Genomic DNA, 23,359 nt, shown 5'->3' with positions numbered 1-23,359 from the left:
AGGAGCGTACAGAATGCCAGAATTACCAGAGGTCGAAACGGTAAAAAAAACGTTAAATAAAATAATATTAGGAAAGACGATAAAGGATGTAACAGTTTACTGGGAGAATATCATTCAATATCCCAAAGAGGTTGAAGCCTTCTCGGCTGAATTGATTGATCAAACCATATATGAAGTTGGTAGAAAAGGAAAGTTTCTCATTTTTAATCTAGACCATCATGTGCTTATTTCTCATTTGCGTATGGAAGGGAAATATGCGGTTCATCAGCAACATGACGAGATTGAGCCGCACACCCATGTCATCTTCCACTTCACTGATGGTTCAGAATTAAGGTATAAGGATGTAAGAAAGTTTGGAACGATGCATCTTTATGAAAAGGGAAGGGAATTTTCTCTTCCTCCGTTAAATAAATTGGGCCCTGAACCATTTGAGGAGCGGTTTTCACCTGAATATTTACATGACCGTTTCCAAAAGACAACCCGAGTGATTAAAAATGTTTTATTGGATCAATCGGTGGTTACAGGACTTGGAAACATATATGTGGATGAAGCATTGTTTCGCAGTGGCATTCATCCACTACGCCCAGCTCGACAACTTACGAGAAGAGAGTGTGAAAAACTGGCAACTGAAATTGTGCAAACATTACAGGATGCAATTGATGCTGGGGGTACAACGATAAGGTCCTACTTAAATAGCCTAGGTGAAATTGGTATGTTCCAGCTTCAATTGTTTGTGTATGGGCGTAAAGGTGAGGAATGCAAAAAGTGTCAAAGCCTAATTGAAAAGATAAAAGTTGGAGGTCGAGGGACACACCTTTGTCCTCATTGTCAGAAACTACACTAAGCAGACCCTTTAAGAGCACACTGGATTGGCTTTCTCCATATAATACCCTAGATTTGTCGCAGGAGGGAGCCAGTTCATATGGTAGAATGGTTGACTTTATTTTTGCTCAGCTTTGCAGTCAGTTTAGATAGTTTTACAGCTGGTTTTACTTTCGGATTACGCAAAATTACAATTCCAATAAAATCCCTTATATCTATCGGCTGTGTTACAGCAATTGTATTTTTAGTTGCCATGCTCATAGGTGAAAGGCTTGCCGCGATTTTTTCTCCTCACATCGCAGATTTAATCGGTGGAGTGCTTTTTATTGGAATTGGCCTATGGGTTGTTTATCAGTTTGTTCGAGATCATCGTAAAAATAGTGAAACAGCTAGTGATACAAATGCGTTTATTTTTAAATGGGAAATTAAATCGCTCGGAATTGTAATTCAAATCCTTAAAAATCCAAATCGAGCAGACATGGATTCCTCTGGTGATATCAAGGGTATTGAAGCGATAATATTAGGTACAGCCCTTTCATTAGATGCATTTGGGGCAGGGATTGGAGCTGCCATTTTTGGCTTTACACCGATTTTAACAGCTGCCTTTACAGCTACCATGTCCAGTTTGTTTTTATTCATTGGGACAAAAAGCGGTTATTTTTTATCTAGGTGGAAATGGATTGATAAAATTGCCTTTGTTCCTGGTTTGATTTTAATCATGTTAGGTGTCCTGAAAATTTCGTAGAAGTGAGGGAATAAAATTGACGGTTGTCATTGGGTTAACAGGAAGTATTGCAACTGGAAAAAGTACAGTATCAAAAATGTTAAAAGAATTAGGCCTTCCCATCGTGGATGCTGATCAGATCTCAAGGGATGTCGTGGAGCCTGGAGAAGTAGCATATCAGAAAATCGTAAAAACCTTTGGAAAAGAAATTCTTTTTGAGGACGAGACGATAAACCGCAAACAATTAGGTTCTATCGTTTTTGGAAATGAAGAGAAGAGAAAACAACTCAATGAAATTGTACATCCAGAAGTAAGACGTCAAATGCTCTCACAACGGGATCAATATATCCAACAAGGGTATCGAGGGGTCGTATTAGATATTCCCTTATTATTTGAAAGTAAGTTAACCCACTTTGTTGACAAGATCGTTGTTGTATACGTTAACGAGGAAACACAACTGGAGCGACTAATGAATCGTGACCAAAGTACAAAGGAAGAAGCGTCACAACGTATAAATTCACAAATTCCAGTTGAAGAAAAAGCTGCCATGGCAGATGCTGTTATTAATAATAATGGTACCCGATCTGAAACAAAGGAACAGTTGTTAGAGCTTTTACAGAAATGGGAGATTATTTGAAAGACTGTTGTCGTATAAGTCGTTGCTTTTTATAGTTTACATTAGATAGAAAATACGACATTGTTAGACTCTTAAGTGGTGCTTATATCGTTCTGATGAATATTAAGTGCAAGCATACCGTTCCGGCAGAATACTCCGCTTTCCATGGGCACGGCCTCAGCCTCCTCAGAAGCAAAAACCGCTTCCTGCGGGGTCTTCACCACGCTTCCTCCCATAGGAGTCTCCGTATTCTGCCTCCACTATTGAAGTGTTCTAATGATTGCATGGTTCAAAGCCTTTGATTAACCAATAGTTCACCTCTAAATAAACGAATGAGACACTATTATAGCGGAGGAAATACACGGGAGACTCCTGGTCGGTTAAATACGGCCACGTCCAGTGGCAGAGCACCGACACTTGAACTCCTGTTCTTCGTGGGAGCAAAGAGACAAGTGAGACCCCGCAGAGTTAGCGAGGAGGCTCACCGCTCACCTGCGGCAAAGAAGACAATATAAAAACGACCAAAGGGAGTTTGAATAGAAGTCGCACTTGTGCCCTTGGGTGAAAGCGAAGTGTATTTCCGTAGCGATGGTTGTGCACTCATCATAAATAATTGAAAATAGTCCCGCTAGAATTACGTCGCAGTTTATATCTTTTTACCCAAAACAATAAAAAAACCGATTTGAAAAACACACATGGAAAAGTGTGTTTTTTTAATTCACACATTTTAACTCATTATGTTATACTATTAACAAACAGTGTAACATAAAAGTTGGGGAGGAAATGTTTTATGAATAAGCATCGAATTGCAATTAATGGATTTGGAAGAATTGGGCGTATGGTGTTTCGCAAGGCAATTATGGATTCAAGTATAGATGTTGTTGCGATTAATGCCAGCTATCCTGCCGAAACATTAGCGCACCTAATTAAATATGATAGCATTCACGGTCGATTAGATGCTGATGTGAAAGCGTTACAAAATGGTATCGAAGTTGATGGTCATTTTGTACAGCTTGTTTCCAACCGTAATCCAGAACAGTTACCATGGGATGAATTGCAGGTTGATATTGTCATAGAGGCTACAGGTAAATTTAAAACGACCGACACTGCCTCTGCTCATATAGATGCAGGTGCAAAAAAGGTTATTATCACGGCACCAGGAAAGGGTAAAGTTGATGGAACCTTTGTAGTTGGTGTGAATGAAGAACAATATGATCCAGAAAAACACCATGTTATCTCCAATGCTTCCTGTACAACGAACTGCTTAGCCCCAGTTGTGAAGGTGCTTGATGAGCATTTTGGAATCATTAACGGAATGATGACAACTGTTCATGCCTTTACAAATGATCAAAATAATATCGATAACCCACACAAAGACTTACGTAGGGCTCGTTCTTGTACACAATCCATTATCCCCACATCAACTGGAGCTGCAAAAGCGATTGGTGAAGTTCTTCCTGAAATGAATGGGAAACTCCATGGAATGGCTTTACGAGTACCGACACCAAATGTATCATTAGTGGATTTAGTGGTAGACGTGAATGCAGAGGTAACTTTAGATGACATTAATGAAGCATTTAAACAAGAGGCAAACAATCGATTAAATGGCATTCTGGCATATAGTGATGAGCCGTTAGTTTCTATAGATTATACGACAACTGAATACTCCTCAATTGTGGATGGACTATCTACAATTGTTCTAGAAGACAAAAAGGTAAAAGTGCTTGCTTGGTATGATAATGAATGGGGATATTCCTGTCGGGTGGTTGATTTAGCTAAGCTTGTTGGGAGTAAATTAGAACAGAAAACAGCTCATACAGTGTCTTAATTAGCCTTCAATATATCTTGAGATAAAATGTTCTAATATGTATTGCAAAATAGGTGGTAACACTATATACTTTTTCTGTGATTAAGAACTTGCTTTAATAGCAGGTTCTTAATTTTCTTAGTGCATACTTCAACGCTGATTGTGGTATTGGTAGCCTACTGAAAGGGTTAGGACCTCTTTGGACTAACTTTCCCCCGTGGTAGTTCCATAAATATCAGTGTGAAGGAAAGACTGTCACAAAGGGGGCCATTGTTCATGGATACAATGGGGAGACATGTCATAGCTGAGTTGTGGCATTGTAATACAGATAAATTAAATGATATATCATTAATCGAGCAAATTTTTGTCAATGCTGCTCTTAAAGCAGGAGCAGAGGTAAGGGAAGTTGCATTTCATAAATTTGCTCCACACGGTGTGAGTGGAGTAGTCATCATTTCCGAATCTCATTTAACCATTCATAGCTTTCCTGAACATAGTTATGCCAGCATTGACGTATACACGTGTGGTGAACGAATCGACCCCAACATTGCAGCCGAATTCATCGCCGATGCTTTAGAGGCTAAGAATATCGAAAAGGTTGAGATTCCACGTGGAAAAGGGCATATTAGAATTTGAAGCGCTTGGTGTTTGATTACATCGGGCGTTTTCCTTTTTCCGGAATTTAACTCTATTGAATGCCAAGTCTAGTACTTAAATCTATGTTATAATAGTAAAAAACCATTGAAACGTTTATTAATCCGAATGCGGAGCTGATAGAGATGAGATGCCCTAACTGTCAATTTAAAAACACAAAAGTATTAGATTCAAGACCTATTGAAGAAGGTAGGTCTATTCGCCGTCGAAGAGAGTGTGAAAGCTGTCAATATCGTTTTACTACCTTCGAACGAATTGAGGAAATTCCTCTAATTGTCGTAAAGAAGGAAGGTACTAGAGAGGAATTTAGTCGCGAGAAACTGCTTCGAGGCTTAATTAGAGCCTGTGAAAAAAGACCTGTTGCCCTTGAACAAATTGAGAAGGTTGTTACGGATATTGAAAAGGAATTACGAAATCAAGGGAATTCAGAGGTGCAAAGTGATGATATCGGCCGAATGGTCATGGATCGATTAGCTGATATTGATGAGGTTGCTTATGTACGTTTTGCCTCTGTATATAGACAATTCAAGGATATTAATGTCTTCATGCAAGAACTAGAGGAGCTTATCAAGAAGACGAAAAGCAATCATGAATAGAAAAAAGTAGTATAGCTTAAAGAAGGAGTCTGCCAAATGATTGAACGGATGAAAAATTTATTACCTAATGATCAATATATCATTCGCATAGACAAATCTCCTCACGAGGACTATGTTATGGCTTTGACTCATTTGTACCAGCCCTTAATAGGTATGAGAGCAATTACTATATACTTAACGCTATTAAATGAAGCGAAAATTTTACAGGATGTAACGACACATCACCATCTGATGAATATAACGAATATTGATTTAGATCAATTCTATGATGCTCGTTCAAAATTAGAAGGAATCGGGCTGTTAAGGACTTATGTGGAAGATACAGATATCCGTATCTTCCACTATAAGCTTTTACCGCCTTTTTCTACTCAGCAGTTTTTTGAGGATTCCATGCTAACCATTCTATTAGAGCATCACCTTGGGGAAAAACAATATCACAATTTAAAAAATACATTTGTACACCCCTCTATTCCAGCGCATGCAACGGATAAAACGAAGTCATTCGATGAGGTATTTTCAACAATCCTTCCCTCTTATTCTAAAGAAAAAGAGCCAACCCAAACAACGAACATGGAAGCTTTTGAAGAGGAGGAAGAAGGAAAACTTGTCGATTTTGAGTTCCTTAAGCAATCATTAAGTAGAAATCAATTGAATGTCAAAAAAATCTTTACAAATGACAACAAAAAACTGATTCATAATCTAGTTAAAATCTATCATGTAGATGATATATATTTAGAGAAAGCTATTCTTTGGTCTATTAATGACAAAATGGAACTGTTAAAGGATGAGTTACACGAGGCTTGTAAAGACTATTACGCAAAAAACTTTCAGCCATCCGCTCCAAAGCTACGACCTAAACAAGAAAGACCACAAGAGGATACAAGTGAAAAATCTCCAAAAACGAAAGAGGATAAATTAATTCATCATTTTGAGCGGATTACACATCGTGAAATATTAGAGGACTTTTCCCAAACTGGACATGCCTCTGAACAAGAGGTTAAAATGCTAACGAATGTCATGTTTCGTCATGGATTACCGCAAAGTGTCATGAATGTCCTTGTACATTATGTCATGCAAAAATCTGATATGAAGCTGACTCGTAATTATGTAGATAAAATTGCGACTCATTGGTCCAGAAAAAATGTGAAGACTGTAAAACAGGCGATGGATTTAGCCAAATCAGAGTCCAAACTTTATCAAACATGGGGAACTAGAAAGGGTGCGCCAAAGAAAAAAGAGGTGCTGCCTGACTGGTTTAAGAAAGAACAGAAGCCAAAGCAAGAACAGAAGCCAGTCAATTCTAACAATCAAGATTATCTGAAAGAAAAACAAGAATTGGAGCAGGCCTTAAAAAATATGACAACAAAATCTTTTAATCGTTAAGGATGATGGGGATGGAACCGTTACAATCCGCTTTAAAGAAGTGGCTAAAGAATAGTGAAAGCTTTCAGGAAGCTTTCGTGAAAATGAAGAATGAAATTTTACAAACACCGAATATAAAAAATTTTTTACAAGATAATCCTCAACTGAAAACCGAGGACATCGATCGTCAATTAATCAAACTGTATGAGTATGAAACTCAGTCAAAGGCGTGTGAGAAGTGTGCTTCATTGGATGAATGTTGCAACATGGTGAAGGGATATGTCCCGAAAATGTCCGCGACCAATGGCCAAATTAACCTAACCTATGATAAATGTCCACGGAAGCTACAGCATGATGAACAGGAAAGAAAAAAATCCTTTGTTCAAAGCCTATACATGCCAAAAAGACTGTTAGAAGCTCGATTTGATCAAGTGGAACTTGATGACCCAGAGAGATTTCAGGCTATACGCAAAATAGAACGATACCTACATGAATCAGAGGACAAGCCTGCCTCTAAAGGACTTTATTTATATGGACCATTTGGGGTTGGAAAGTCGTATTTGTTAGGTGCATTGGCGAATACACTAGCAGAACGAGAAATTCGCTCGTTATTTATTTATATGCCTGAATTTGTACGTGAAATTAAATCATCCATTAATGATTCCACAATTAATCAAAAAATTGACCGCTTTAAGCGGGCGCCAGTATTAATATTAGATGATATCGGCTCTGAATATCAGTCTGCCTGGTTCAGAGATGAAGTTCTAGGAGCCATTTTACAATATCGAATGATGGAACAATTACCTGTCTTCTTTACGTCGAATTATAGCTTGGAGGAGCTGGAGGTTGTTTTGTCATCCTCAAATAAAGGGGATTCTGAGAAATTAAAGGCAAGAAGATTAATCGAACGAATTAAACAGGTAAGTGAACCTGTAGCAATGCTTGGAGAGAACCGGAGAAAGTAATCAGCGCATAGGATTCATAGAGGTAAATTAACATATTGAAAAGGGAGCTAAGAGCAAGTATTTTTAGCTCCCTTTTAATTTTTGTTCATTTTATAAATCTTTATCCCATATAATGTAACAGTTTGTATCGGAAAGAGGGATGAAGTTGATGGGTTTGGTGATTCATTTTTTCAGGAAAGATGAGGCAGAAACATTCTATTATAAGCTTAACCGAGAAAAGTTAGCGAGCAAAATTCATTTTGAAATAGAGGAGGGGAAAACGTGTTTCATTAAGGTAGACATGCAGCCAGAAAAAATGAATGACACTTGGAAACGAGTGATTCATGCACTTATATTTGTATTTATCCAATATCGGCTGCCTACTTTAGCAAAGGGAATATTAAAAAAGTACTATTACTATCAAAACCAGCTAGAAATTATGCAAATCACGCCAATACTACAATCAGTGCTACACAACCCAAGAAAATATGGGACACAGCCTGATGTTCAATCTGCCTCGAATTTTTATCAGTTATTTGAAGAAAAAGTAACTAGAAGTCCAGTGCTATCGTTTGACCAATTGGTCGATGAACAGGAAGAATTCTTTGCAGGTCACTTAATTGACGTGACTGGTTATGCCATTGAGGAGTGGAAGCGTGAACAGGACTATCAGGACTTTATTCATCGACTGCGAGACTTTTTTAGGGAGCGTACACCTAAAACGAATCTACTGATTATTACATATCATCATGAGTTTCAATTTTATCGAGAAAACGGAAGGCGGTATTCCACAAGCGAATTGAAGGCCTTACAAAATAAAGAAAGCTTGCATTTTATTGATTTATTATCCTCTGAATTCCCGCTATCATCCTTGGTTGGGATAGCGCCAGAGAGTGTATTGATTTACACAACGAAACCGTCTGATCCTAAAATTATCTTTTTACAAAACATTTTTCAGGAAAGTGTTAGAGTCATGTCGATCGAAAAATTTCCGTTTGTCGGCAAAAAGGCTTGACATAATAAATGAATATCCATATAATTCACTCATAATTAGAATTAAAATTATCGGTTATGAAGAGGACATGAATAATATGGTTCGGCTTATCAGAGAGGGAAGTCAAAGGCTGGAAGCTTCCTAAGTACGATATATTGTTTACCACCTCTGAACCCTGATTATGAATGAAGTAGTAATCAGCGTCTTATTCACGTTACGGATGCCGAAAGTGCCGCTAAAAAGCGGAACTAGGGTGGAACCACGGGTAAACACAAGCTCGTCCCTTTTTATAGGGACGGGCTTTTTTTATTTTATTTAAAGGAGTGTAAAACATGGCTGAAAATCTACAAATCACTTTTCCAGACGGAGCTGTAAAGGAATTTCCACAAGGAACAACAAGTGAAGATATTGCTCAAACTATTAGTCCAGGTCTTAAAAAGCAAGCACTTGCAGGAAAAGTAAATGGTGATCTTTATGATCTGCGTAGACCCATTGAACAAGATGGAAAAATCGAAATTGTAACCTTAAGAGACCAAGAAGGTGTAGAGATTCTACGACATTCTACAGCTCATTTAATGGCTCAAGCGATTAAACGTTTATATGGAAATGTTCAATTAGGGGTAGGTCCTGTCATTGAAAATGGCTTTTATTATGACATTGATATGGAAGAGAAAATTACTCCAGAGGATTTAGAGAAAATCGAAAAAGAAATGAAAAAGATTGTAGACGAAGCACTTGAAGTTGTGCGAGTAGAAGTGACTCGTGAAGAAGCGAAAGAAATGTATCAAGAAATTGGCGATGAACTTAAGCTTGAATTAATCGATGATATTCCTGAGGGAGAAAAACTTACGATTTATAAACAAGGCGAGTTTTTTGACCTATGCCGAGGACCGCATGTTCCGCATACAGGAAAAATAAAAGTATTTAAGCTGTTAAATATTTCAGGTGCCTACTGGCGTGGCGATAGCGATAATAAGATGCTGCAGCGCATATATGGAACAGCTTTTGAGAAGAAAGGCCAATTGGAAGAACATTTAAAAATGCTAGAGGAAGCTAAGGAACGGGATCACCGCAAGCTTGGTAAAGAGTTAGATATTTTTGCGGTTAATCAAAAGGTTGGCCAAGGACTTCCTTTATGGCTACCAAAAGGGGCGACCATTCGTCGTACGATTGAACGCTACATTGTCGATATTGAAGAACGTCTAGGCTATGACCACGTTTATACCCCAGTATTGGGAAGTGTAGATTTATACAAGACTAGTGGACACTGGGATCACTACCAGGATGATATGTTCCCGACTCTAGAAATGGATAATGAGGATTTAGTGTTACGCCCGATGAACTGTCCTCATCACATGATGGTATATAAAAACCAATTACACAGCTACCGTAATTTACCGGTACGTATCGCTGAATTGGGTACAATGCACCGTCATGAAATGTCAGGTGCACTAGCTGGTTTACAACGGGTACGGGCAATGACATTAAATGATGCCCATATCTTCAGCCGTCCAGACCAATTAAAAGAGGAATTTGTTCGTGTAGTCAATCTAGTCCAAGCCGTGTACAAAGACTTCGGTATTGATAATTACTATTTCCGTCTATCTTACCGGGATCCAGAGGACAAAGAAAAATATGTGGATAATGATGAAATGTGGGAAAAGGCACAAGCACTATTAAAAGAAACAATGGAGGACCTAGAGCTTGAATATGTTGAAGCAGAAGGTGAAGCGGCCTTTTATGGTCCGAAGCTTGACGTTCAAGTGAAAACAGCTCTTGGTAAGGACGAAACATTATCCACTGTTCAACTAGATTTCCACTTACCAGAACGTTTCGATTTAACTTATATAGGTGAGGATGGAAAAGAGCATCGTCCAGTCGTCATTCACCGCGGTGTTGTTTCCACGATGGAACGCTTTGTTGCCTTCCTTATTGAAGAATACAAGGGAGCATTCCCAACATGGCTTGCACCAGTTCAAGCGCGAATCATTCCCGTTTCCATGGAAGCGCATTTTGATTACGCAAAAGAATTGGAAGATAAATTCCGGATGGAAGGCTTCCGTGTCGAGCTAGATGAACGAGATGAGAAAATAGGCTATAAAATACGTGAGGCACAAACCCAAAAGATACCATATGCATTAGTGGTTGGTGATCAAGAAATCGAAAAGAATGCAGTAAATGTTCGTAAATATGGGGAGAAGAATTCAAAAACAAAGGGACTTCAAGCATTTGTTGAAGAAATGCAGGATGACATTAAACAAAAAAGCAGTCAAAAGTAAAGAGGAGGGGCTAACATATTTAGCCCTTCCTAAATTTATCCTACTGTACCAAGGGATGACGAGAAAGAACAGTATTACGTGTTTTCAAAAAAAGATTGACAAAAGTAAGTTGTCCATCATATAATATTAAAAGTGATGAATTGAATAAGGTCTTGGAATAAGTAGAAGCACCCGCTTCTCACCTGATCGACGCCTTTAGAGCAGTTGGCAGGTTTAATCAGTTGATTTCTTCTTATGAAGAACAGTGATGTGTGGGTGCAGTATGTGTACCGACACTTTTTTATTTTATACAAATGTTGTCGGACTTGAGGCCTATTTCTCTTTACAAATTTATGGAGGTGGCTAACTATTAGCAAAGTTGAGACTTTGGTAAATGAGCGCATTCGTGCACGTGAAGTAAGATTGATTGGTGCTGATGGAGAACAAATCGGTGTAAAATCAAAGCAAGAAGCTTTAAAAATAGCCGAGCAAGCAAATCTTGATTTAGTAATGGTGGCACCTAATGCAAAACCACCAGTATGCAGAATCATGGATTACGGTAAATATCGTTTCGAGCAACAAAAGAAGGAAAAAGAGAAACGTAAAAAGCAGAAGATAATCAACGTTAAAGAAGTACGATTAAGCCCTGCTATTGAAGAGCATGACTTTAATACAAAGCTTCGTAATGCTCGTAAGTTCCTATCTAAGGGAGATAAAGTAAAAGCTTCTGTTCGTTTCCGCGGTCGTGCTATTACGCATAAAGAGCTTGGACAAAAGGTTCTTGATCGTATGGCTGAAGAGTGTAAGGATATCGCAACAGTTGAAACAAAGCCGAAGATGGAAGGCCGTAACATGTTTATGATGCTAGCTCCTATGGCTGAAAAGTAAGGAACAGTAGTTTAAACGGCAACAAATCAAAGGAGGAAACACACAATGCCTAAAATGAAAACTCATAAAGGTTCATCAAAACGTTTTAAAAAAACAGGTAACGGTAATGTAAAACGCTCACATGCGTATACAAGTCACTTGTTTGCTAATAAATCAACAAAACAAAAGCGTAAACTACGCAAATCAGCACTTGTATCAAAAAGTGATTTGAAGCGTATCGGTGAAATGCTTCCTAAAAAATAAACCAAAAAACAACTTTAATGATTGACAAATATAGGAGGGAACAACTATGCCACGTGTAAAAGGCGGTACAGTAACACGCAAACGTCGCAAACGTGTTTTAAAGCTAGCGAAAGGTTATTATGGCTCAAAACACGCTCTATTTAAAACAGCTAAACAACAAGTAATGAAATCAGGTCAATATGCTTATCGTGACCGTAAACAAAGAAAACGCGAATTCCGTAAGCTATGGATCGCACGTATTAATGCTGCAGCTCGTATGAATGATATTTCATATAGCCGTTTAATGCATGGTCTAAAGCAAGCTGACATTCAAGTTAACCGTAAGATGCTTGCTGACATGGCTATCAATGATGAGCAAGGCTTCGCAAACCTAGTAACAAAAGCTAAAGAAGCACTTAAATAATAAATAAGAAGGCTGATCAGGTGTAAAAACCTGGTCAGTCTTCTTTTTACATGGATAGAAATAATAAAATTTGTTCATAATAACCAAAAAAGTGAGATGTCATTTTTGTTGCAAGAATAAATGGTAGAGAGTATAATCAATTTTGTTTGTAAGAATAAATCCGAGTAAACAGATTGGGGTAATATACATGAAAAAAGGATTATGGGTATTAATATTAGGAATAGTCTTTGTGTTATCGGCTTGTGGTTCAAATAGTTATGATGAAATTATGGAGAGTGGGGTGATTTCAGTTGGAACAGAAGGTACGTATGCTCCATTTACTTTTCATAATGAAGAGGATAAATTAACAGGATATGATGTTGAGGTTATGCGTGAAGTTGCTAACCGTATGGGTCTAGAGGTAGATTTCCAAGAAACACAATGGGATTCTATGTTTGCAGGGCTAAATGCTGAGCGTTTTGATGTGATTGCTAACCAAGTGGGGATTAATGAGGACCGCTTAGAAAATTATGACTTTTCTATTCCCTATACGGTGTCTTCAGCTGTAGTCGTTGTACCAGAAAATAATAATGATATTACTTCCTTTGAGGATATTGAGGGCAAAACGTCCGGTCAATCTCTAACTAGTAACTATCAGGCAATTGCTAAAGAACATGGGGCTGAAATTCAAGGCGTTGAAGGCTTAGCTCAATCCATTGAATTAATTAAACAAGGTCGTGCTGACATGACCGTAAATGATCGCTTAGCAGTATTAGATTATATTCAACAACAACCAGATGCGGGAATCAAAATAGCCGCACAAGAGGATGAAGTATCTGAAACAGCTTTTGCATTTCGTAAAGGAAATGAAAAGCTAGTTGAAGCGGTAAATGAACAACTAGAGGCGATGAAGGAAGATGGGACTCTAACCGAAATCGCAAAGAAGTGGTTTGGTGAAGATGTATCTCAATAAATTGTTTGCGATAACGGCTGATATGGGAGGATGGGAGTTATTTGTTAATTCCCTATGGCCAATGATCCAGGGAGGAATCAAATACACGATTCCTCTCACATTAATTGCATTTACATTTGGAATTTCACTTGCACTTATCACTGCCATTATGCGTCTTTCAAAGTATAAGTTTCTTTCCATTCCTGCGAGAATCTATGTATCTGCAGTAAGAGGTACCCCAATGCTCGTCCAACTATTTATTGTGTTTTATGGGCTTGGTCAAATTGGCTTTACGATTGATCCATTTCCGAGTGCAATCATTGCCTTTTCACTAAATGTTGGTGCCTATGCTTCAGAAGTGATAAGAGCTTCTATCTTATCCATACCTAAAGGTCAGTGGGAGGCAGCACAAACAATTGGAATGGGTTACTCGCAAGCATTAAGACGAATTATTTTGCCGCAAGCAACAAGAGTATCGATTCCTCCTCTATCTAATACCTTTATTAGTTTAGTCAAGGATACATCTCTTGCATCCTTGATATTAGTTACAGAGTTATTTCGAAAGGCACAAGAAATTGCAGCAAGAACTTATGATTTTATGCTTTTATATGTGGAAGCAGCTTTTCTATATTGGATCATTTGTTTCTTGCTTTCGCTTGTACAAGATCGAATTGAAAATCGTCTTGACCGGTACGTGTCCAAGTAGGAGGAATGAAAATGTTTTTAACTGTAAAGGGCTTATCTAAGTCTTTTGATGACCAAGAGGTGTTGAAACATATAGATTTAGAAATTGAAAAAGGAAACATTTTAACGATTATTGGACCATCAGGCTCTGGTAAAACGACCTTACTAAGATGTTTAAATGCTTTAGAGATGCCGAATAAAGGGTTGTTTACATTTTCAGATGGACTGGAAATAGATTTTGAAAAGATGCCGAAGAAAAATGAACTTACAAAATTTCGCCTAAAATCTGGAATGGTATTTCAATCCTATAATCTCTTCCCACATAAGACGGCGTTAGAAAATGTGACAGAAGGACCACTAATTGTACAAAAGAGAGAAAAACAAGCGGTTTTTAAGCTGGCTGAAAGTTTATTAGACAAGGTTGGTTTATTAGATAAGAAGTACCTTTATCCACATCAGCTTTCAGGTGGACAGCAGCAGCGAGTCGGGATTGCAAGGGCATTAGCTATTGAGCCTGAATTGATGTTATTTGATGAGCCTACTTCGGCCTTAGACCCAGAATTAGTTGGAGAGGTATTAAAGGTTATAAAGGATTTAGCCAATGAAGGCTGGACGATGGCAATTGTGACACATGAATTAAAATTTGCTGAACAAGTGTCAGATCGGGTATTATTTATGGATAATGGGTACATTGTGGAGCAAGGTCCACCTGCTCAAGTATTAAAGGATCCAAAAGAAGAACGAACACGTCAATTTATTCAGCGAATTATGAATCCAGAATAAGAACGAAACAGAAAACTTGGCGTACATGGCGTACAGCCAAGTTTTCTGTTTTAAGGAGAGGAAGAGCATTCATGATTATCCAGTGGTTTGTTATATATTTAGTGGTTATAAATGGAGTTGGATTCTTAGTTATGGGAATAGATAACCGAAAGGCCATCAAAGGAAAATGGAGAATACCAGAAAAACATTTATTTTTTTATGCGCTTATAGGGGGATCACTCGGTAGTACTTTTGGAATGATTCTCTTTCGGCACAAAGTAAAACGCCTTAAATTTACGTTAGGCTTTCCTTTGCTCATCATACTACATATTGCTCTTATAAATTTTGTATTACAATCCTATTAATAATTGACGACAAGCATTCTTTTTTATCATAAATGTCATATAGGCTCGTCTTATGTCATATATATAAACCAAAATAATAAAGGGGGCGGGTTATGGAACAGCTAGGTACTTGGGTCCTGTCCATCGTAGAATCCAGTGGAATGTTTGCTCCCATGTTATTTATTGGTTTTCATTTGTTAAGGCCTTTCTTTTTCATGCCAGTAGCCTTTATCTGTATTTCTGGTGGAATATTGTTTGGTATGGTTTCCGGCACCATTTACTCTGTTATTGGGATTACATTATCTAGTATATTCTTTTACCGGCTTTTTGTGTCTATGCCTAAAACTTTTAAACGACTAGTTAGGCTGAAGGGAAAAATCATTAAAGATAGGCAAATGTCGAAAGGTCAAATGGTATTATTACGCTTAATGCCCTTTATCCATTTCCATCTTATTTCTTTATGCATGATTGAAATCTCCAAAAGCTATAAAGAATACTTAAAATTATCCTTTTTATCGAATGTTCCATTAGCATTTGTTTATACATCCTTTGGTCAATGGATTTCAAGTCTTTCCCCAATGATTATGATGACAATTGTCATCGCATTACTTCCAGGTTTATATTTGCTAAGGCAGAAGGAAATTGTTGTTCGCTGGGAGGATTTTTTCCGAAAAGATCATCGTGTTCCACAGGGATCCCCTTCTATAAATAAAGTGAGCTAGAAGAAGTCCCATGTCTCTCCACGGACATGGGACTTCTTTAGTCACAAAAAATATTCTTAATGGGATGCCGCCATTCAATCTTTGCATGTGGGTATTTAATCAAGATTTCTTTTTCGATAAAATAAAGGTCCTCGCGAGAAATCCCCTTTAATAAATCCGGATGCTTAGTCCAGACGGTAATGGTCACAACCTCAAAAGCCTGTTCAGTGGTTCCTAAGTATTTTTCCCCTTCAAACAAAGCTCCTTTATACGTAATTAAAAAATTCTTTTTGACATTATTTTCATCATCATAGAAATAAAAGGTTTTATTTTCTTGAGCTATTTCTAGCTTACGTTTGGGATTGACGATATATTTGTAGGCTGAATAGATAAAAAAGATAATGGCAAATATGATTAGTAATCTAAATAAAATAACCACCATGATGAATCGACTCCTAAAATGGATTTTATCCTTACATAACAGATACGAATGAATTTCGTTTTAGTTTCATATTTCACAATTATTTTTAAGTAATTTTCTGTGCTATAATCGAGGTAAAAAGAAGGAGTCACAAATAATGGATTGGCAATTGTTATTTTCGATGCAACAGGAACTCGATCAAAGAATTAAACAAGAGCACCATCTCGAGTCAAAAGACGTGGTTAACGATAAAATTTTAGCTCTACTCGTGGAAATAGGTGAGCTTGCAAATGAAACAAGATGCTTTAAATTTTGGAGTCAAAAGCCCCCTAGTGACCAAGCTGTCATACTAGAGGAATATGTAGATGGCTTACATTTCATTATTTCGATTGGACTTGAGCTTGGCTATTCCTTTCATCAAATAGATGAGCACCCAGAGCTAGAAAATTTGAATACCACAGAATTGTTTCTTCAAGTATACGAAAAGGCAGTCTCGTTGAAAAGTCATCAAGGGAGAAATAGCTATCAATCCCTGTTCTCCACATTTCTTGCATTGGGTAACAAGCTAGGATTTGAGGAAGAATTAATACAACGAGCTTATATTAGTAAAAATGAAGTTAATCACAAGCGTCAAGATGAAGGGTACTAAAGTAAACAATTTTGTTAATTATAAGAATTAAAGGTATAATGAGGAATGACGTTTACATATCAAAGGAGGATCATGACATATGGTAAAGCTTGATGAAACCTTAACCATGCTTAAGGATTTAACCGATGCAAAAGGTATTCCAGGAAACGAAAAAGAGCCTAGAGAAGTGATGAGAAAATATATTGCACCATATGCTGATGAAATTTTCACCGATGGACTAGGAAGTTTGATTGCGAAAAAATCTGGAAACGAAAATGGACCAAAGGTTATGGTTGCTGGTCACTTAGACGAGGTTGGCTTTATGGTAACTCGCATTGACGACAACGGGTATGTTTATTTCCAGACCGTTGGAGGCTGGTGGAGCCAGGTTATGCTTGCTCAACGTGTAACGATCATGACCAAAAAAGGTAATGTTACAGGGGTTATTGGATCAAAGCCACCTCATATTCTACCTGCTGAAGCAAGAAAGAAGCCAGTAGATATTAAGGACATGTTTATTGATATCGGGGCTTCAAGTAAAGAAGAAGCAGCTGAATTTGGTGTTGTACCAGGGGATTCTATTGTGCCTTACTTTGACTTCACTGTTATGAAAAATGAGAAAATGTTGCTTGCCAAGGCATGGGACAACCGTATTGGATGTGCCATTGCTATTGATGTCTTAAAGCAGTTAAAAGATGAAAAGCATCCTAATGTTGTGTATGGTGTAGGTACAGTTCAAGAAGAAGTTGGACTACGCGGAGCCAAGACAGCTACAAATACCATCAAGCCAGATATTGGCTTTGGTGTTGATGTTGGTATTGCTGGAGATACACCTGGAGTTTCTGATAAAGATGCTTCAAGTAAAATGGGTGATGGTCCACAGATTATTCTTTATGACGCATCCATGGTATCTCATAAAGGTCTACGTGACTTTGTAGTTGAAACAGCAGACAAGAACGATATTCCTTATCAATTTGATTCAATGGCTGGTGGAGGAACAGACTCAGGTTCCATTCATTTAACAGCAAATGGAGTTCCAGCGTTATCCATTACGATTGCGACTCGTTACATTCACTCTCATGCAGCTATGCTACATCGTGATGATTTTGAAAATGCAGTAAAACTTATTGTAGAAGTGATCAAAGGCTTAGATAAAGATAAAGTGAAGGAAATTACTTTTAGTTAATAAAAAGCCAAAAGCATGTGATTGATAAGAAATCACTTGCTTTTGGCTTTAGATTTATATTACTTTTTTAACCCTTCTTCAATAACTTCTAATACTTCTTCTTTTTCTGATTCATCAGCATTGTTCCAGTAAACCTCAAATATTACCCCTAGTCCTGGAAGTGTTTTTTCCTCTCCACCTTGAATCGCATCTACAATGGTTGCCTCTAACTGCTCTGTATTGTTACCTGAAATGTTATGAAGGACGGCCTTACGTAAATCTAAATCCATCTTTTTTCACCTCGTTTTTAACTAACTTTTTTGTAGCATTAGTTTGACCTGATTAAATGTAAATATGTATGATAAAGAAAACTCGTTAGATTGGTTAAGGAGACATAAAATGATTGAATCTGTGCAAAATCAAAAGGTAAAGCAGTGGAATAAATTAAAACGAAAAAAGGAACGCATGAAAAACAATACGTTTTTAGTGGAAGGTGAGCATCTCGTTGAAGAGGCGTTAAAGAGTAATTGGAATGTAAAAGAACTCATTATTAGAGAAAATTATGATTCAGCCTGGCTTGAGACTTATCAAATTCCATATACAACGGTAAGTGAAAAAGTTTTTTCAACACTTACTCAAACAGAGCATCCTCAGGGAATTATGGCGGAAATACATATGAAAAAGCATCAGTTCCATTCAACTGGAAAAAGAATGGTTTTATTGGATGGGGTTCAAGACCCTGGAAATGTTGGTACTATAATACGAACGGCAGATGCTTTTGGCTTTGATGGAATCGTTATGGGTAATGGGACAGTTGATCTTTTCAATGATAAAGTAATCAGGTCTACTCAAGGTTCCCTGTTTCATCTCCCAATTATGTTTGGTGATTTAACGAATTGGATGGACACATTAAAGCAGCAGGAATATCATATCTGGGCAACAGCACTACAAGATGCACAACCATTAAATAATGAGGATCTCCCTCAAAAGCTAGCGGTTATCTTCGGAAATGAAGGTAACGGTGTACAAAAAGAACTGTTAAATAAAGCGGATCGAAGGGTTTTTATCCCTATCAAGGGACAGGCAGAATCACTTAATGTTAGCATTGCATCTGGCATCATCATGTATATGTTGCAATGTTAAACTTGCATTTTGTGCAATGTTTTTCTATAATAACGTCATAACTAAAGATGAAAAAGCGAAGAAAGAGCGAGTAAATCATGACAGAAACGGTTATAAGGGAAAAATGCCACAGACTGAAAGCATTTTACCGTGGTGATGATTGAAATTTCACTCTGGAGCTGTCACTTGGACCTTGCTTAAGTAGCAAGTAAAGGTGTACCGGATGGAATCCGTTATGTGTATGAAGTGGGTATATCTATAGGTATATCAACTAGGGTGGTAACACGGAAATATAAGTCTCGTCCCTTATTTTAGGGGCGGGGCTTTTTTGTATTATGAGAAGGATAAGAATTATCGCCAACATCACGCACGATACCATTTGGGAACCTAGGAAATAGCAATACACGCTTTCGATTCATTTATTTAAAGGAGGATTATAATGAAGGAACGTCTCGTGGAATTAAAAGAAGAAGCCTTAAACAAAGTAGCCGAGGCTGAAGACGCCAAACAACTTCAAGAAGTTCGGGTCGCTTACTTAGGTAAAAAAGGGCCTATTACAGAGGTCTTACGAGGAATGGGCAAGCTTTCGAAAGAAGAACGACCTGTTATTGGACAATTAGCAAACGAGGTACGTGAAACAATCGCAGGTGAAATCGAGACTAAACAGCAACAGTTAGAGAAGGTCGCTCTCGAAAAACAGCTTAAAGAGGAAGCACTAGATGTGACATTACCTGGTCGTCCAAATCCAACAGGTGGGCCACACCTCTTGACCAAGTTAATTGAGGATATTGAAGATCTATTTATTGGAATGGGTTTTGAAGTTGCTGAAGGACCAGAGGTTGAGCAAGACTACTACAATTTTGAAGCGTTAAATCTTCCAAAGGGACACCCAGCACGTGATATGCAGGATTCCTTTTATATAACAGAAGAATTACTTATGAGAACCCATACCTCTCCAGTTCAAGCAAGAACAATGGAAAAACACGAGGGGAAAGGGCCAGTTAAAATCATTTGTCCAGGAAAAGTGTATCGCCGTGACACAGACGATGCGACACATTCCCATCAATTTACCCAAATTGAAGGTTTATATGTCGATGAAAACGTTCGAATGAGTGACCTAAAAGGAGTATTAAATGCGTTTGCTAAGCAAATGTTCGGACAAAGCCGTGAAATTCGTTTGCGTCCTAGCTTCTTCCCATTCACAGAGCCTTCAGTTGAAATGGATATATCATGTAAAATGTGTCATGGAGATGGGTGCTCGGTTTGTAAAGGAACAGGCTGGATTGAAATTTTAGGTGCCGGTATGGTTCATCCAAACGTATTAAGAATGGCAGGCTTTGATCCAGAAAAGTATTCCGGTTTTGCATTTGGTATGGGTCCAGAACGAATTGCCATGCTGAAATATGGAATTGATGATATTAGACATTTCTACACCAATGATGTTCGGTTCTTGAAACAGTTCCATCACGCTTAAAGGAGGAGGAGAAAACACATGCTTGTATCATTAAATTGGCTAAAACAATATGTAGACATTGATGACATATCACCAGAGGATTTAGCAGAGAAGATTACGAAAAGTGGGATTGAAGTTGAAGGGATTGAAACACTCGGGGATGAGCTCAAAAATATCGTTGTCGGTTATGTAAAATCATGTGAACAGCACCCAAATGCTGATAAACTAAATGTTTGTCAGGTGGATGTAGGAGATGAAGAATTACAAATTATTTGTGGTGCACCAAACGTTCAAGCAGGCCAAAAGGTAGCCGTTGCAAAACCTGGAGCACGTCTCCCTGGTGGGATGAAAATTAAAAAGACAAAGCTTAGAGGAGAAGTTTCCAATGGCATGATTTGTTCACAACAAGAACTGGGAACAGACCCTAAGTTTGTCCAAAAGGAATTCGAGGATGGAATTTTTGTATTTCCTGAAGATGCTGAGGTTGGAGCGGATGCCGTGGAGCTCCTTAACTTAGACGACACAATCTTAGAGTTTGAACTCACTCCTAATCGCTCAGATTGTTTAAGTATGAATGGAGTTGGATATGAAGTTGCGGCGGTTTTAGATCGAACGCTCTTACTTCCAAATATTGAAGTCGATACAACGACTCAAAAAGCAAGCGACCACATTCAAGTGAAGGTTGAGGAGCCTGAGTTGAACCCGTACTATGGCGCATTTGTGATTCAAAACGTTAAGGTGGGTCCGTCTCCTTTATGGATGAGAAATCGTCTTATTGCAGCTGGGATTCGTCCCATTAATAATGTTGTTGACATTACCAACTATGTACTCCTGGAATACGGTCAACCACTTCACGCCTTTGACTATGATCGGTTTGGCTCAAAAGAAGTCGTAATTCGTGCAGCACGTGAAGGAGAAAAAATTAAAACATTAGATGATGAGGAACGTACGTTAAAATCAGAACATCTTGTTATTACAAATGGTGAAAAACCTGTAGCTATTGCTGGTGTCATGGGTGGTGCCGATTCTGAGGTTCACGAAGGTACAACCAATATTTTATTAGAGGCAGCTTTCTTTAATCCTCTAGCAGTTAGAACCGCCTCCAAACATCATGGAATACGAAGTGAGGCTAGTATACGCTACGAAAAAGGGGTAGACCCAAATCGAGTAAAAGAAGCAGGTCAGAGAGCATGCCAGCTGCTACAACAACACGCAGGTGGAGAGGTATTATCAGGAGAAGTAGAGTTTAATGATTTAGATGTTAGTGAACCAGTTATAGATTTTGATACTGACCAAATTAATCAAAAATTAGGAACTTCTATTGCGACAGATGAAATGGCAACGATTTTTGAACGGTTACAATTTGAGTATCAGCAAGATGGTGAACATTTTACCGTCTATGCCCCAACAAGAAGAGGCGATATCACGATTGTGGAGGACATTGTTGAGGAGGTAGCTCGTATTTACGGCTATGACTATCTTCCATATACCCTTCCTGAAGGAGCATCAACGGCAGGTGGTCTAACTGTACAGCAACAGCTTAAGAGAAAAATTCATCAGTATTTACAGGGTGCTGGATTGAATGAAGCTATGACCTACTCTTTAACATCTGAAAAGGGTGCAGGTATGTTTGTGGATCCAGTTTTAAAAGAAAGAAATCCACAGCCAGTTAAATTAGCGATGCCAATGAGTGAAGCGCACAGCCACTTACGATTGACTCTGTTGCCGGAAATGATCGCAAGTGTGAAATATAATATCGCCAGACGTCAACAGGATATAGCGCTATATGAATTAGGATCTGTTTACATTAGTGAAGAAAAACAAATTACGAAACAACCAGAGGAAAAACGTCGCCTAGCTGCTGCTATTTCCGGCACATGGGTCAGCCATCAATGGCAAAAGGATGTAAAGACTGTTGACTTCTTCGTGTTAAAAGGGATTGTGGAAGGTCTTCTTAGCATGTTACGACTTCACAATGTTTCGTTTGAAGCCGCTACAATGGAGGAACTACATCCTGGTCGTACAGCAGTAATCAAAGTCAATGGCGATCATGTTGGTTTCATTGGTCAGGTTCATCCATTTGTTCAAACAGAATGGGATTTAAATGATACCTATGTGTTTGAGTTAGATCTAGACTATTTATTGGAGCATGCTGATCTTGAAGAAAGCTATGAGCCGATTCCGCGTTATCCTTCCGTAACACAGGATTTAGCTTTCGTAGTAGATGAATCAACAAAAGCAAAGCATATGATGGATGTCATTACCGAAGCGGGATCACCTTTCTTAAAAGACATTCAAGTGTTTGATATATATCAAGGAGAGCACATGGAAGAAGGAAAGAAATCCATTGCATATACGTTAAGATTCCAGGATCCAGAGGCAACACTAAAGGATGAACAAATTGAAAAGGTGCGTGAACAAATTGTTCAGGCAATGGAAGAGAAATTTAATGCAGAATTAAGAGGATAATACTAGAACCAAGCCATACGTTGGCTTGGTTCTTTTCGTAAACGTAATTGCTTTTTATATTCGTAGTAGATAGAAAATGCGACGTAAATATAGCATGACTTGTTTCCAAATATCAATTTGATGAGTGCGGAACCATCGCTACGGAAATACACTTCGCTTTAGACTGTGTCTCATTCGTTTATTTAGAGCTGAACTATTGGAAAACAAAAGCTTTTAACCACGCATTCATCAAAACACTCCAATAGTGGAGGCAGAATACGGAGACTCCTATGGGAGGAAGCGTGGTGAAGACCCCGCAGGAAGCGGTCTTTGCTTCCGAGGAGGCTGAGGCCGTGCCCATGGAAAGCGGAGTATTCTGCCGGAACGGT

Annotated in this window: 26 protein-coding genes and 3 other annotated features; of the genes, 23 read left to right on the top strand and 3 right to left on the bottom strand. The window is 38.3% G+C overall.

Translation table 11 applies throughout. The features are described from left to right. Nucleotides 1-13 precede the first annotated feature (13 nt). The 3 genes from mutM (at nucleotide 14) to coaE (ending at nucleotide 2,183) form a co-directional block, all read left to right on the top strand. On the top strand, nucleotides 14-844 hold the full coding sequence (mutM, locus tag GH754_RS15305) for a DNA-formamidopyrimidine glycosylase (RefSeq protein WP_153729562.1): 831 nt from the start codon (nucleotides 14-16) through the stop codon (nucleotides 842-844). A gap of 78 nt (nucleotides 845-922) precedes the next feature. Continuing rightward, nucleotides 923-1,567, top strand: coding sequence for a sporulation membrane protein YtaF (gene ytaF, locus GH754_RS15300; protein ID WP_153729561.1), 645 nt, complete (start codon nucleotides 923-925; stop codon nucleotides 1,565-1,567). 16 nt (nucleotides 1,568-1,583) lie between these two features. After that, nucleotides 1,584-2,183, top strand: a complete 600-nt coding sequence (coaE, locus tag GH754_RS15295) for a dephospho-CoA kinase (RefSeq protein WP_153729560.1) — start codon at nucleotides 1,584-1,586, stop codon at nucleotides 2,181-2,183. Between the two features lie 71 nt (nucleotides 2,184-2,254). Here the strand turns inward: coaE and GH754_RS19835 are convergent, their stop codons facing one another. Then, nucleotides 2,255-2,383 (bottom strand): hypothetical protein, encoded by a 129-nt coding sequence (locus GH754_RS19835; protein ID WP_267206684.1) that lies wholly within the window; start codon nucleotides 2,381-2,383, stop codon nucleotides 2,255-2,257. A gap of 569 nt (nucleotides 2,384-2,952) precedes the next feature. On the opposite strand from GH754_RS19835, the gene GH754_RS15290 reads away from it, so the two are divergent. The 15 genes from GH754_RS15290 to GH754_RS15220 all read left to right on the top strand — a co-directional run bounded on the left by GH754_RS15290 (nucleotide 2,953) and on the right by GH754_RS15220 (nucleotide 15,754). Further along, a complete protein-coding gene (locus GH754_RS15290; RefSeq protein WP_153729559.1) occupies nucleotides 2,953-3,990 on the top strand; it encodes a glyceraldehyde-3-phosphate dehydrogenase in 1,038 nt (345 codons plus the stop codon). A 255-nt stretch (nucleotides 3,991-4,245) separates the two neighbouring features. Beyond that, nucleotides 4,246-4,605 (top strand): adenosylmethionine decarboxylase, encoded by a 360-nt coding sequence (speD, locus tag GH754_RS15285; RefSeq protein WP_153729558.1) that lies wholly within the window; start codon nucleotides 4,246-4,248, stop codon nucleotides 4,603-4,605. Between the two features lie 143 nt (nucleotides 4,606-4,748). Continuing rightward, complete coding sequence (gene nrdR / locus GH754_RS15280) at nucleotides 4,749-5,219, top strand: transcriptional regulator NrdR (RefSeq protein ID WP_153729557.1); 471 nt, start codon at nucleotides 4,749-4,751, stop codon at nucleotides 5,217-5,219. Between the two features lie 36 nt (nucleotides 5,220-5,255). Further along, nucleotides 5,256-6,602 (top strand): replication initiation and membrane attachment family protein, encoded by a 1,347-nt coding sequence (locus tag GH754_RS15275; protein ID WP_153729556.1) that lies wholly within the window; start codon nucleotides 5,256-5,258, stop codon nucleotides 6,600-6,602. 11 nt (nucleotides 6,603-6,613) lie between these two features. Continuing rightward, the gene (gene dnaI, locus GH754_RS15270) at nucleotides 6,614-7,546 is read left to right on the top strand and encodes a primosomal protein DnaI (protein ID WP_153729555.1); all 933 of its coding nucleotides are present in this window, start codon (nucleotides 6,614-6,616) and stop codon (nucleotides 7,544-7,546) included. Nucleotides 7,547-7,694: 148 nt separating this feature from the next. Continuing rightward, entirely contained in the window at nucleotides 7,695-8,540 is an 846-nt protein-coding gene (gene ytxC / locus GH754_RS15265) for a sporulation protein YtxC (RefSeq protein WP_194841376.1), read from the top strand. Nucleotides 8,541-8,587: 47 nt separating this feature from the next. Then, nucleotides 8,588-8,807 (top strand) — a binding site (T-box leader). Between the two features lie 44 nt (nucleotides 8,808-8,851). After that, the gene (gene thrS / locus GH754_RS15260) at nucleotides 8,852-10,798 is read left to right on the top strand and encodes a threonine--tRNA ligase (RefSeq protein WP_153729553.1); all 1,947 of its coding nucleotides are present in this window, start codon (nucleotides 8,852-8,854) and stop codon (nucleotides 10,796-10,798) included. Between the two features lie 153 nt (nucleotides 10,799-10,951). Continuing rightward, nucleotides 10,952-11,086, top strand: a sequence feature (ribosomal protein L20 leader region). A 78-nt stretch (nucleotides 11,087-11,164) separates the two neighbouring features. Further along, complete coding sequence (infC, locus tag GH754_RS15255) at nucleotides 11,165-11,665, top strand: translation initiation factor IF-3 (protein ID WP_153729552.1); 501 nt, start codon at nucleotides 11,165-11,167, stop codon at nucleotides 11,663-11,665. Between the two features lie 45 nt (nucleotides 11,666-11,710). Continuing rightward, on the top strand, nucleotides 11,711-11,908 hold the full coding sequence (gene rpmI / locus GH754_RS15250; protein ID WP_153729551.1) for a 50S ribosomal protein L35: 198 nt from the start codon (nucleotides 11,711-11,713) through the stop codon (nucleotides 11,906-11,908). Nucleotides 11,909-11,954: 46 nt separating this feature from the next. Next, complete coding sequence (rplT, locus tag GH754_RS15245) at nucleotides 11,955-12,311, top strand: 50S ribosomal protein L20 (protein WP_153729550.1); 357 nt, start codon at nucleotides 11,955-11,957, stop codon at nucleotides 12,309-12,311. Between the two features lie 187 nt (nucleotides 12,312-12,498). Continuing rightward, nucleotides 12,499-13,263, top strand: coding sequence for an amino acid ABC transporter substrate-binding protein (locus GH754_RS15240; protein ID WP_153729549.1), 765 nt, complete (start codon nucleotides 12,499-12,501; stop codon nucleotides 13,261-13,263). Continuing rightward, nucleotides 13,250-13,948 (top strand): amino acid ABC transporter permease, encoded by a 699-nt coding sequence (locus GH754_RS15235; protein WP_153729646.1) that lies wholly within the window; start codon nucleotides 13,250-13,252, stop codon nucleotides 13,946-13,948. Before GH754_RS15240 ends, GH754_RS15235 begins: the two co-directional genes overlap by 14 nt. A gap of 11 nt (nucleotides 13,949-13,959) precedes the next feature. Continuing rightward, the gene (locus GH754_RS15230) at nucleotides 13,960-14,709 is read left to right on the top strand and encodes an amino acid ABC transporter ATP-binding protein (protein ID WP_153729548.1); all 750 of its coding nucleotides are present in this window, start codon (nucleotides 13,960-13,962) and stop codon (nucleotides 14,707-14,709) included. 71 nt (nucleotides 14,710-14,780) lie between these two features. After that, the gene (locus GH754_RS15225) at nucleotides 14,781-15,053 is read left to right on the top strand and encodes a DUF1294 domain-containing protein (RefSeq protein ID WP_153729547.1); all 273 of its coding nucleotides are present in this window, start codon (nucleotides 14,781-14,783) and stop codon (nucleotides 15,051-15,053) included. 92 nt (nucleotides 15,054-15,145) lie between these two features. Beyond that, entirely contained in the window at nucleotides 15,146-15,754 is a 609-nt protein-coding gene (locus GH754_RS15220) for a TVP38/TMEM64 family protein (protein WP_153729546.1), read from the top strand. A 37-nt stretch (nucleotides 15,755-15,791) separates the two neighbouring features. On the opposite strand, the gene GH754_RS15215 is transcribed toward GH754_RS15220, so the two are convergent. Next, nucleotides 15,792-16,175 (bottom strand): sigma-w pathway protein ysdB, encoded by a 384-nt coding sequence (locus GH754_RS15215; protein ID WP_153729545.1) that lies wholly within the window; start codon nucleotides 16,173-16,175, stop codon nucleotides 15,792-15,794. 136 nt (nucleotides 16,176-16,311) lie between these two features. Here GH754_RS15215 and GH754_RS15210 point away from each other — a divergent pair, with 136 nt between their 5' ends. After that, on the top strand, nucleotides 16,312-16,803 hold the full coding sequence (locus GH754_RS15210) for a dUTP diphosphatase (protein ID WP_153729544.1): 492 nt from the start codon (nucleotides 16,312-16,314) through the stop codon (nucleotides 16,801-16,803). A 79-nt stretch (nucleotides 16,804-16,882) separates the two neighbouring features. Further along, nucleotides 16,883-17,968 carry a M42 family metallopeptidase gene (locus GH754_RS15205; RefSeq protein WP_153729543.1) on the top strand — a complete coding sequence of 362 codons (1,086 nt, stop codon included), beginning with the start codon at nucleotides 16,883-16,885 and terminating at the stop codon, nucleotides 17,966-17,968. A gap of 59 nt (nucleotides 17,969-18,027) precedes the next feature. On the opposite strand, the gene sspI is transcribed toward GH754_RS15205, so the two are convergent. Further along, the gene (gene sspI, locus GH754_RS15200) at nucleotides 18,028-18,237 is read right to left on the bottom strand and encodes a small acid-soluble spore protein SspI (RefSeq protein WP_153729542.1); all 210 of its coding nucleotides are present in this window, start codon (nucleotides 18,235-18,237) and stop codon (nucleotides 18,028-18,030) included. Between the two features lie 109 nt (nucleotides 18,238-18,346). Here sspI and GH754_RS15195 point away from each other — a divergent pair, with 109 nt between their 5' ends. From GH754_RS15195 to pheT, 3 genes are all read left to right on the top strand, one after another. Beyond that, a complete protein-coding gene (locus tag GH754_RS15195; RefSeq protein ID WP_153729541.1) occupies nucleotides 18,347-19,090 on the top strand; it encodes a TrmH family RNA methyltransferase in 744 nt (247 codons plus the stop codon). A gap of 49 nt (nucleotides 19,091-19,139) precedes the next feature. Then, nucleotides 19,140-19,379 (top strand) — a binding site (T-box leader). A 129-nt stretch (nucleotides 19,380-19,508) separates the two neighbouring features. Continuing rightward, nucleotides 19,509-20,543, top strand: a complete 1,035-nt coding sequence (pheS, locus tag GH754_RS15190; RefSeq protein ID WP_153729540.1) for a phenylalanine--tRNA ligase subunit alpha — start codon at nucleotides 19,509-19,511, stop codon at nucleotides 20,541-20,543. A gap of 18 nt (nucleotides 20,544-20,561) precedes the next feature. Continuing rightward, nucleotides 20,562-22,991, top strand: a complete 2,430-nt coding sequence (gene pheT / locus GH754_RS15185; protein WP_153729539.1) for a phenylalanine--tRNA ligase subunit beta — start codon at nucleotides 20,562-20,564, stop codon at nucleotides 22,989-22,991. Nucleotides 22,992-23,359 lie beyond the last annotated feature (368 nt).

The sequence above is a fragment of the Salinibacillus xinjiangensis genome (assembly GCF_009649735.1).
Taxonomy (GTDB): Bacteria; Bacillota; Bacilli; order Bacillales; family Alkalibacillaceae; genus Salinibacillus; species Salinibacillus xinjiangensis.
This window is presented reverse-complemented; position numbering and strand designations above follow the sequence as displayed.

Coding starts and splice junctions, on each gene's coding strand:
- sspI (WP_153729542.1), bottom strand. CDS start 18,237: ATGGATTTAGATTTACGTAAGGCCGTCCTTCATAACATTTCAGGTAAC.
- GH754_RS15195 (WP_153729541.1), top strand. CDS start 18,347: ATGATTGAATCTGTGCAAAATCAAAAGGTAAAGCAGTGGAATAAATTA.
- GH754_RS15225 (WP_153729547.1), top strand. CDS start 14,781: ATGATTATCCAGTGGTTTGTTATATATTTAGTGGTTATAAATGGAGTT.
- mutM (WP_153729562.1), top strand. CDS start 14: ATGCCAGAATTACCAGAGGTCGAAACGGTAAAAAAAACGTTAAATAAA.
- pheS (WP_153729540.1), top strand. CDS start 19,509: ATGAAGGAACGTCTCGTGGAATTAAAAGAAGAAGCCTTAAACAAAGTA.
- ytxC (WP_194841376.1), top strand. CDS start 7,695: ATGGGTTTGGTGATTCATTTTTTCAGGAAAGATGAGGCAGAAACATTC.
- ytaF (WP_153729561.1), top strand. CDS start 923: ATGGTAGAATGGTTGACTTTATTTTTGCTCAGCTTTGCAGTCAGTTTA.
- GH754_RS15235 (WP_153729646.1), top strand. CDS start 13,250: ATGTATCTCAATAAATTGTTTGCGATAACGGCTGATATGGGAGGATGG.
- GH754_RS15290 (WP_153729559.1), top strand. CDS start 2,953: ATGAATAAGCATCGAATTGCAATTAATGGATTTGGAAGAATTGGGCGT.
- speD (WP_153729558.1), top strand. CDS start 4,246: ATGGATACAATGGGGAGACATGTCATAGCTGAGTTGTGGCATTGTAAT.
- dnaI (WP_153729555.1), top strand. CDS start 6,614: ATGGAACCGTTACAATCCGCTTTAAAGAAGTGGCTAAAGAATAGTGAA.
- rplT (WP_153729550.1), top strand. CDS start 11,955: ATGCCACGTGTAAAAGGCGGTACAGTAACACGCAAACGTCGCAAACGT.
- thrS (WP_153729553.1), top strand. CDS start 8,852: ATGGCTGAAAATCTACAAATCACTTTTCCAGACGGAGCTGTAAAGGAA.
- GH754_RS15215 (WP_153729545.1), bottom strand. CDS start 16,175: ATGGTGGTTATTTTATTTAGATTACTAATCATATTTGCCATTATCTTT.
- GH754_RS15210 (WP_153729544.1), top strand. CDS start 16,312: ATGGATTGGCAATTGTTATTTTCGATGCAACAGGAACTCGATCAAAGA.
- GH754_RS15240 (WP_153729549.1), top strand. CDS start 12,499: ATGAAAAAAGGATTATGGGTATTAATATTAGGAATAGTCTTTGTGTTA.
- nrdR (WP_153729557.1), top strand. CDS start 4,749: ATGAGATGCCCTAACTGTCAATTTAAAAACACAAAAGTATTAGATTCA.
- GH754_RS15275 (WP_153729556.1), top strand. CDS start 5,256: ATGATTGAACGGATGAAAAATTTATTACCTAATGATCAATATATCATT.
- GH754_RS15230 (WP_153729548.1), top strand. CDS start 13,960: ATGTTTTTAACTGTAAAGGGCTTATCTAAGTCTTTTGATGACCAAGAG.
- GH754_RS15220 (WP_153729546.1), top strand. CDS start 15,146: ATGGAACAGCTAGGTACTTGGGTCCTGTCCATCGTAGAATCCAGTGGA.
- rpmI (WP_153729551.1), top strand. CDS start 11,711: ATGCCTAAAATGAAAACTCATAAAGGTTCATCAAAACGTTTTAAAAAA.
- GH754_RS15205 (WP_153729543.1), top strand. CDS start 16,883: ATGGTAAAGCTTGATGAAACCTTAACCATGCTTAAGGATTTAACCGAT.
- pheT (WP_153729539.1), top strand. CDS start 20,562: ATGCTTGTATCATTAAATTGGCTAAAACAATATGTAGACATTGATGAC.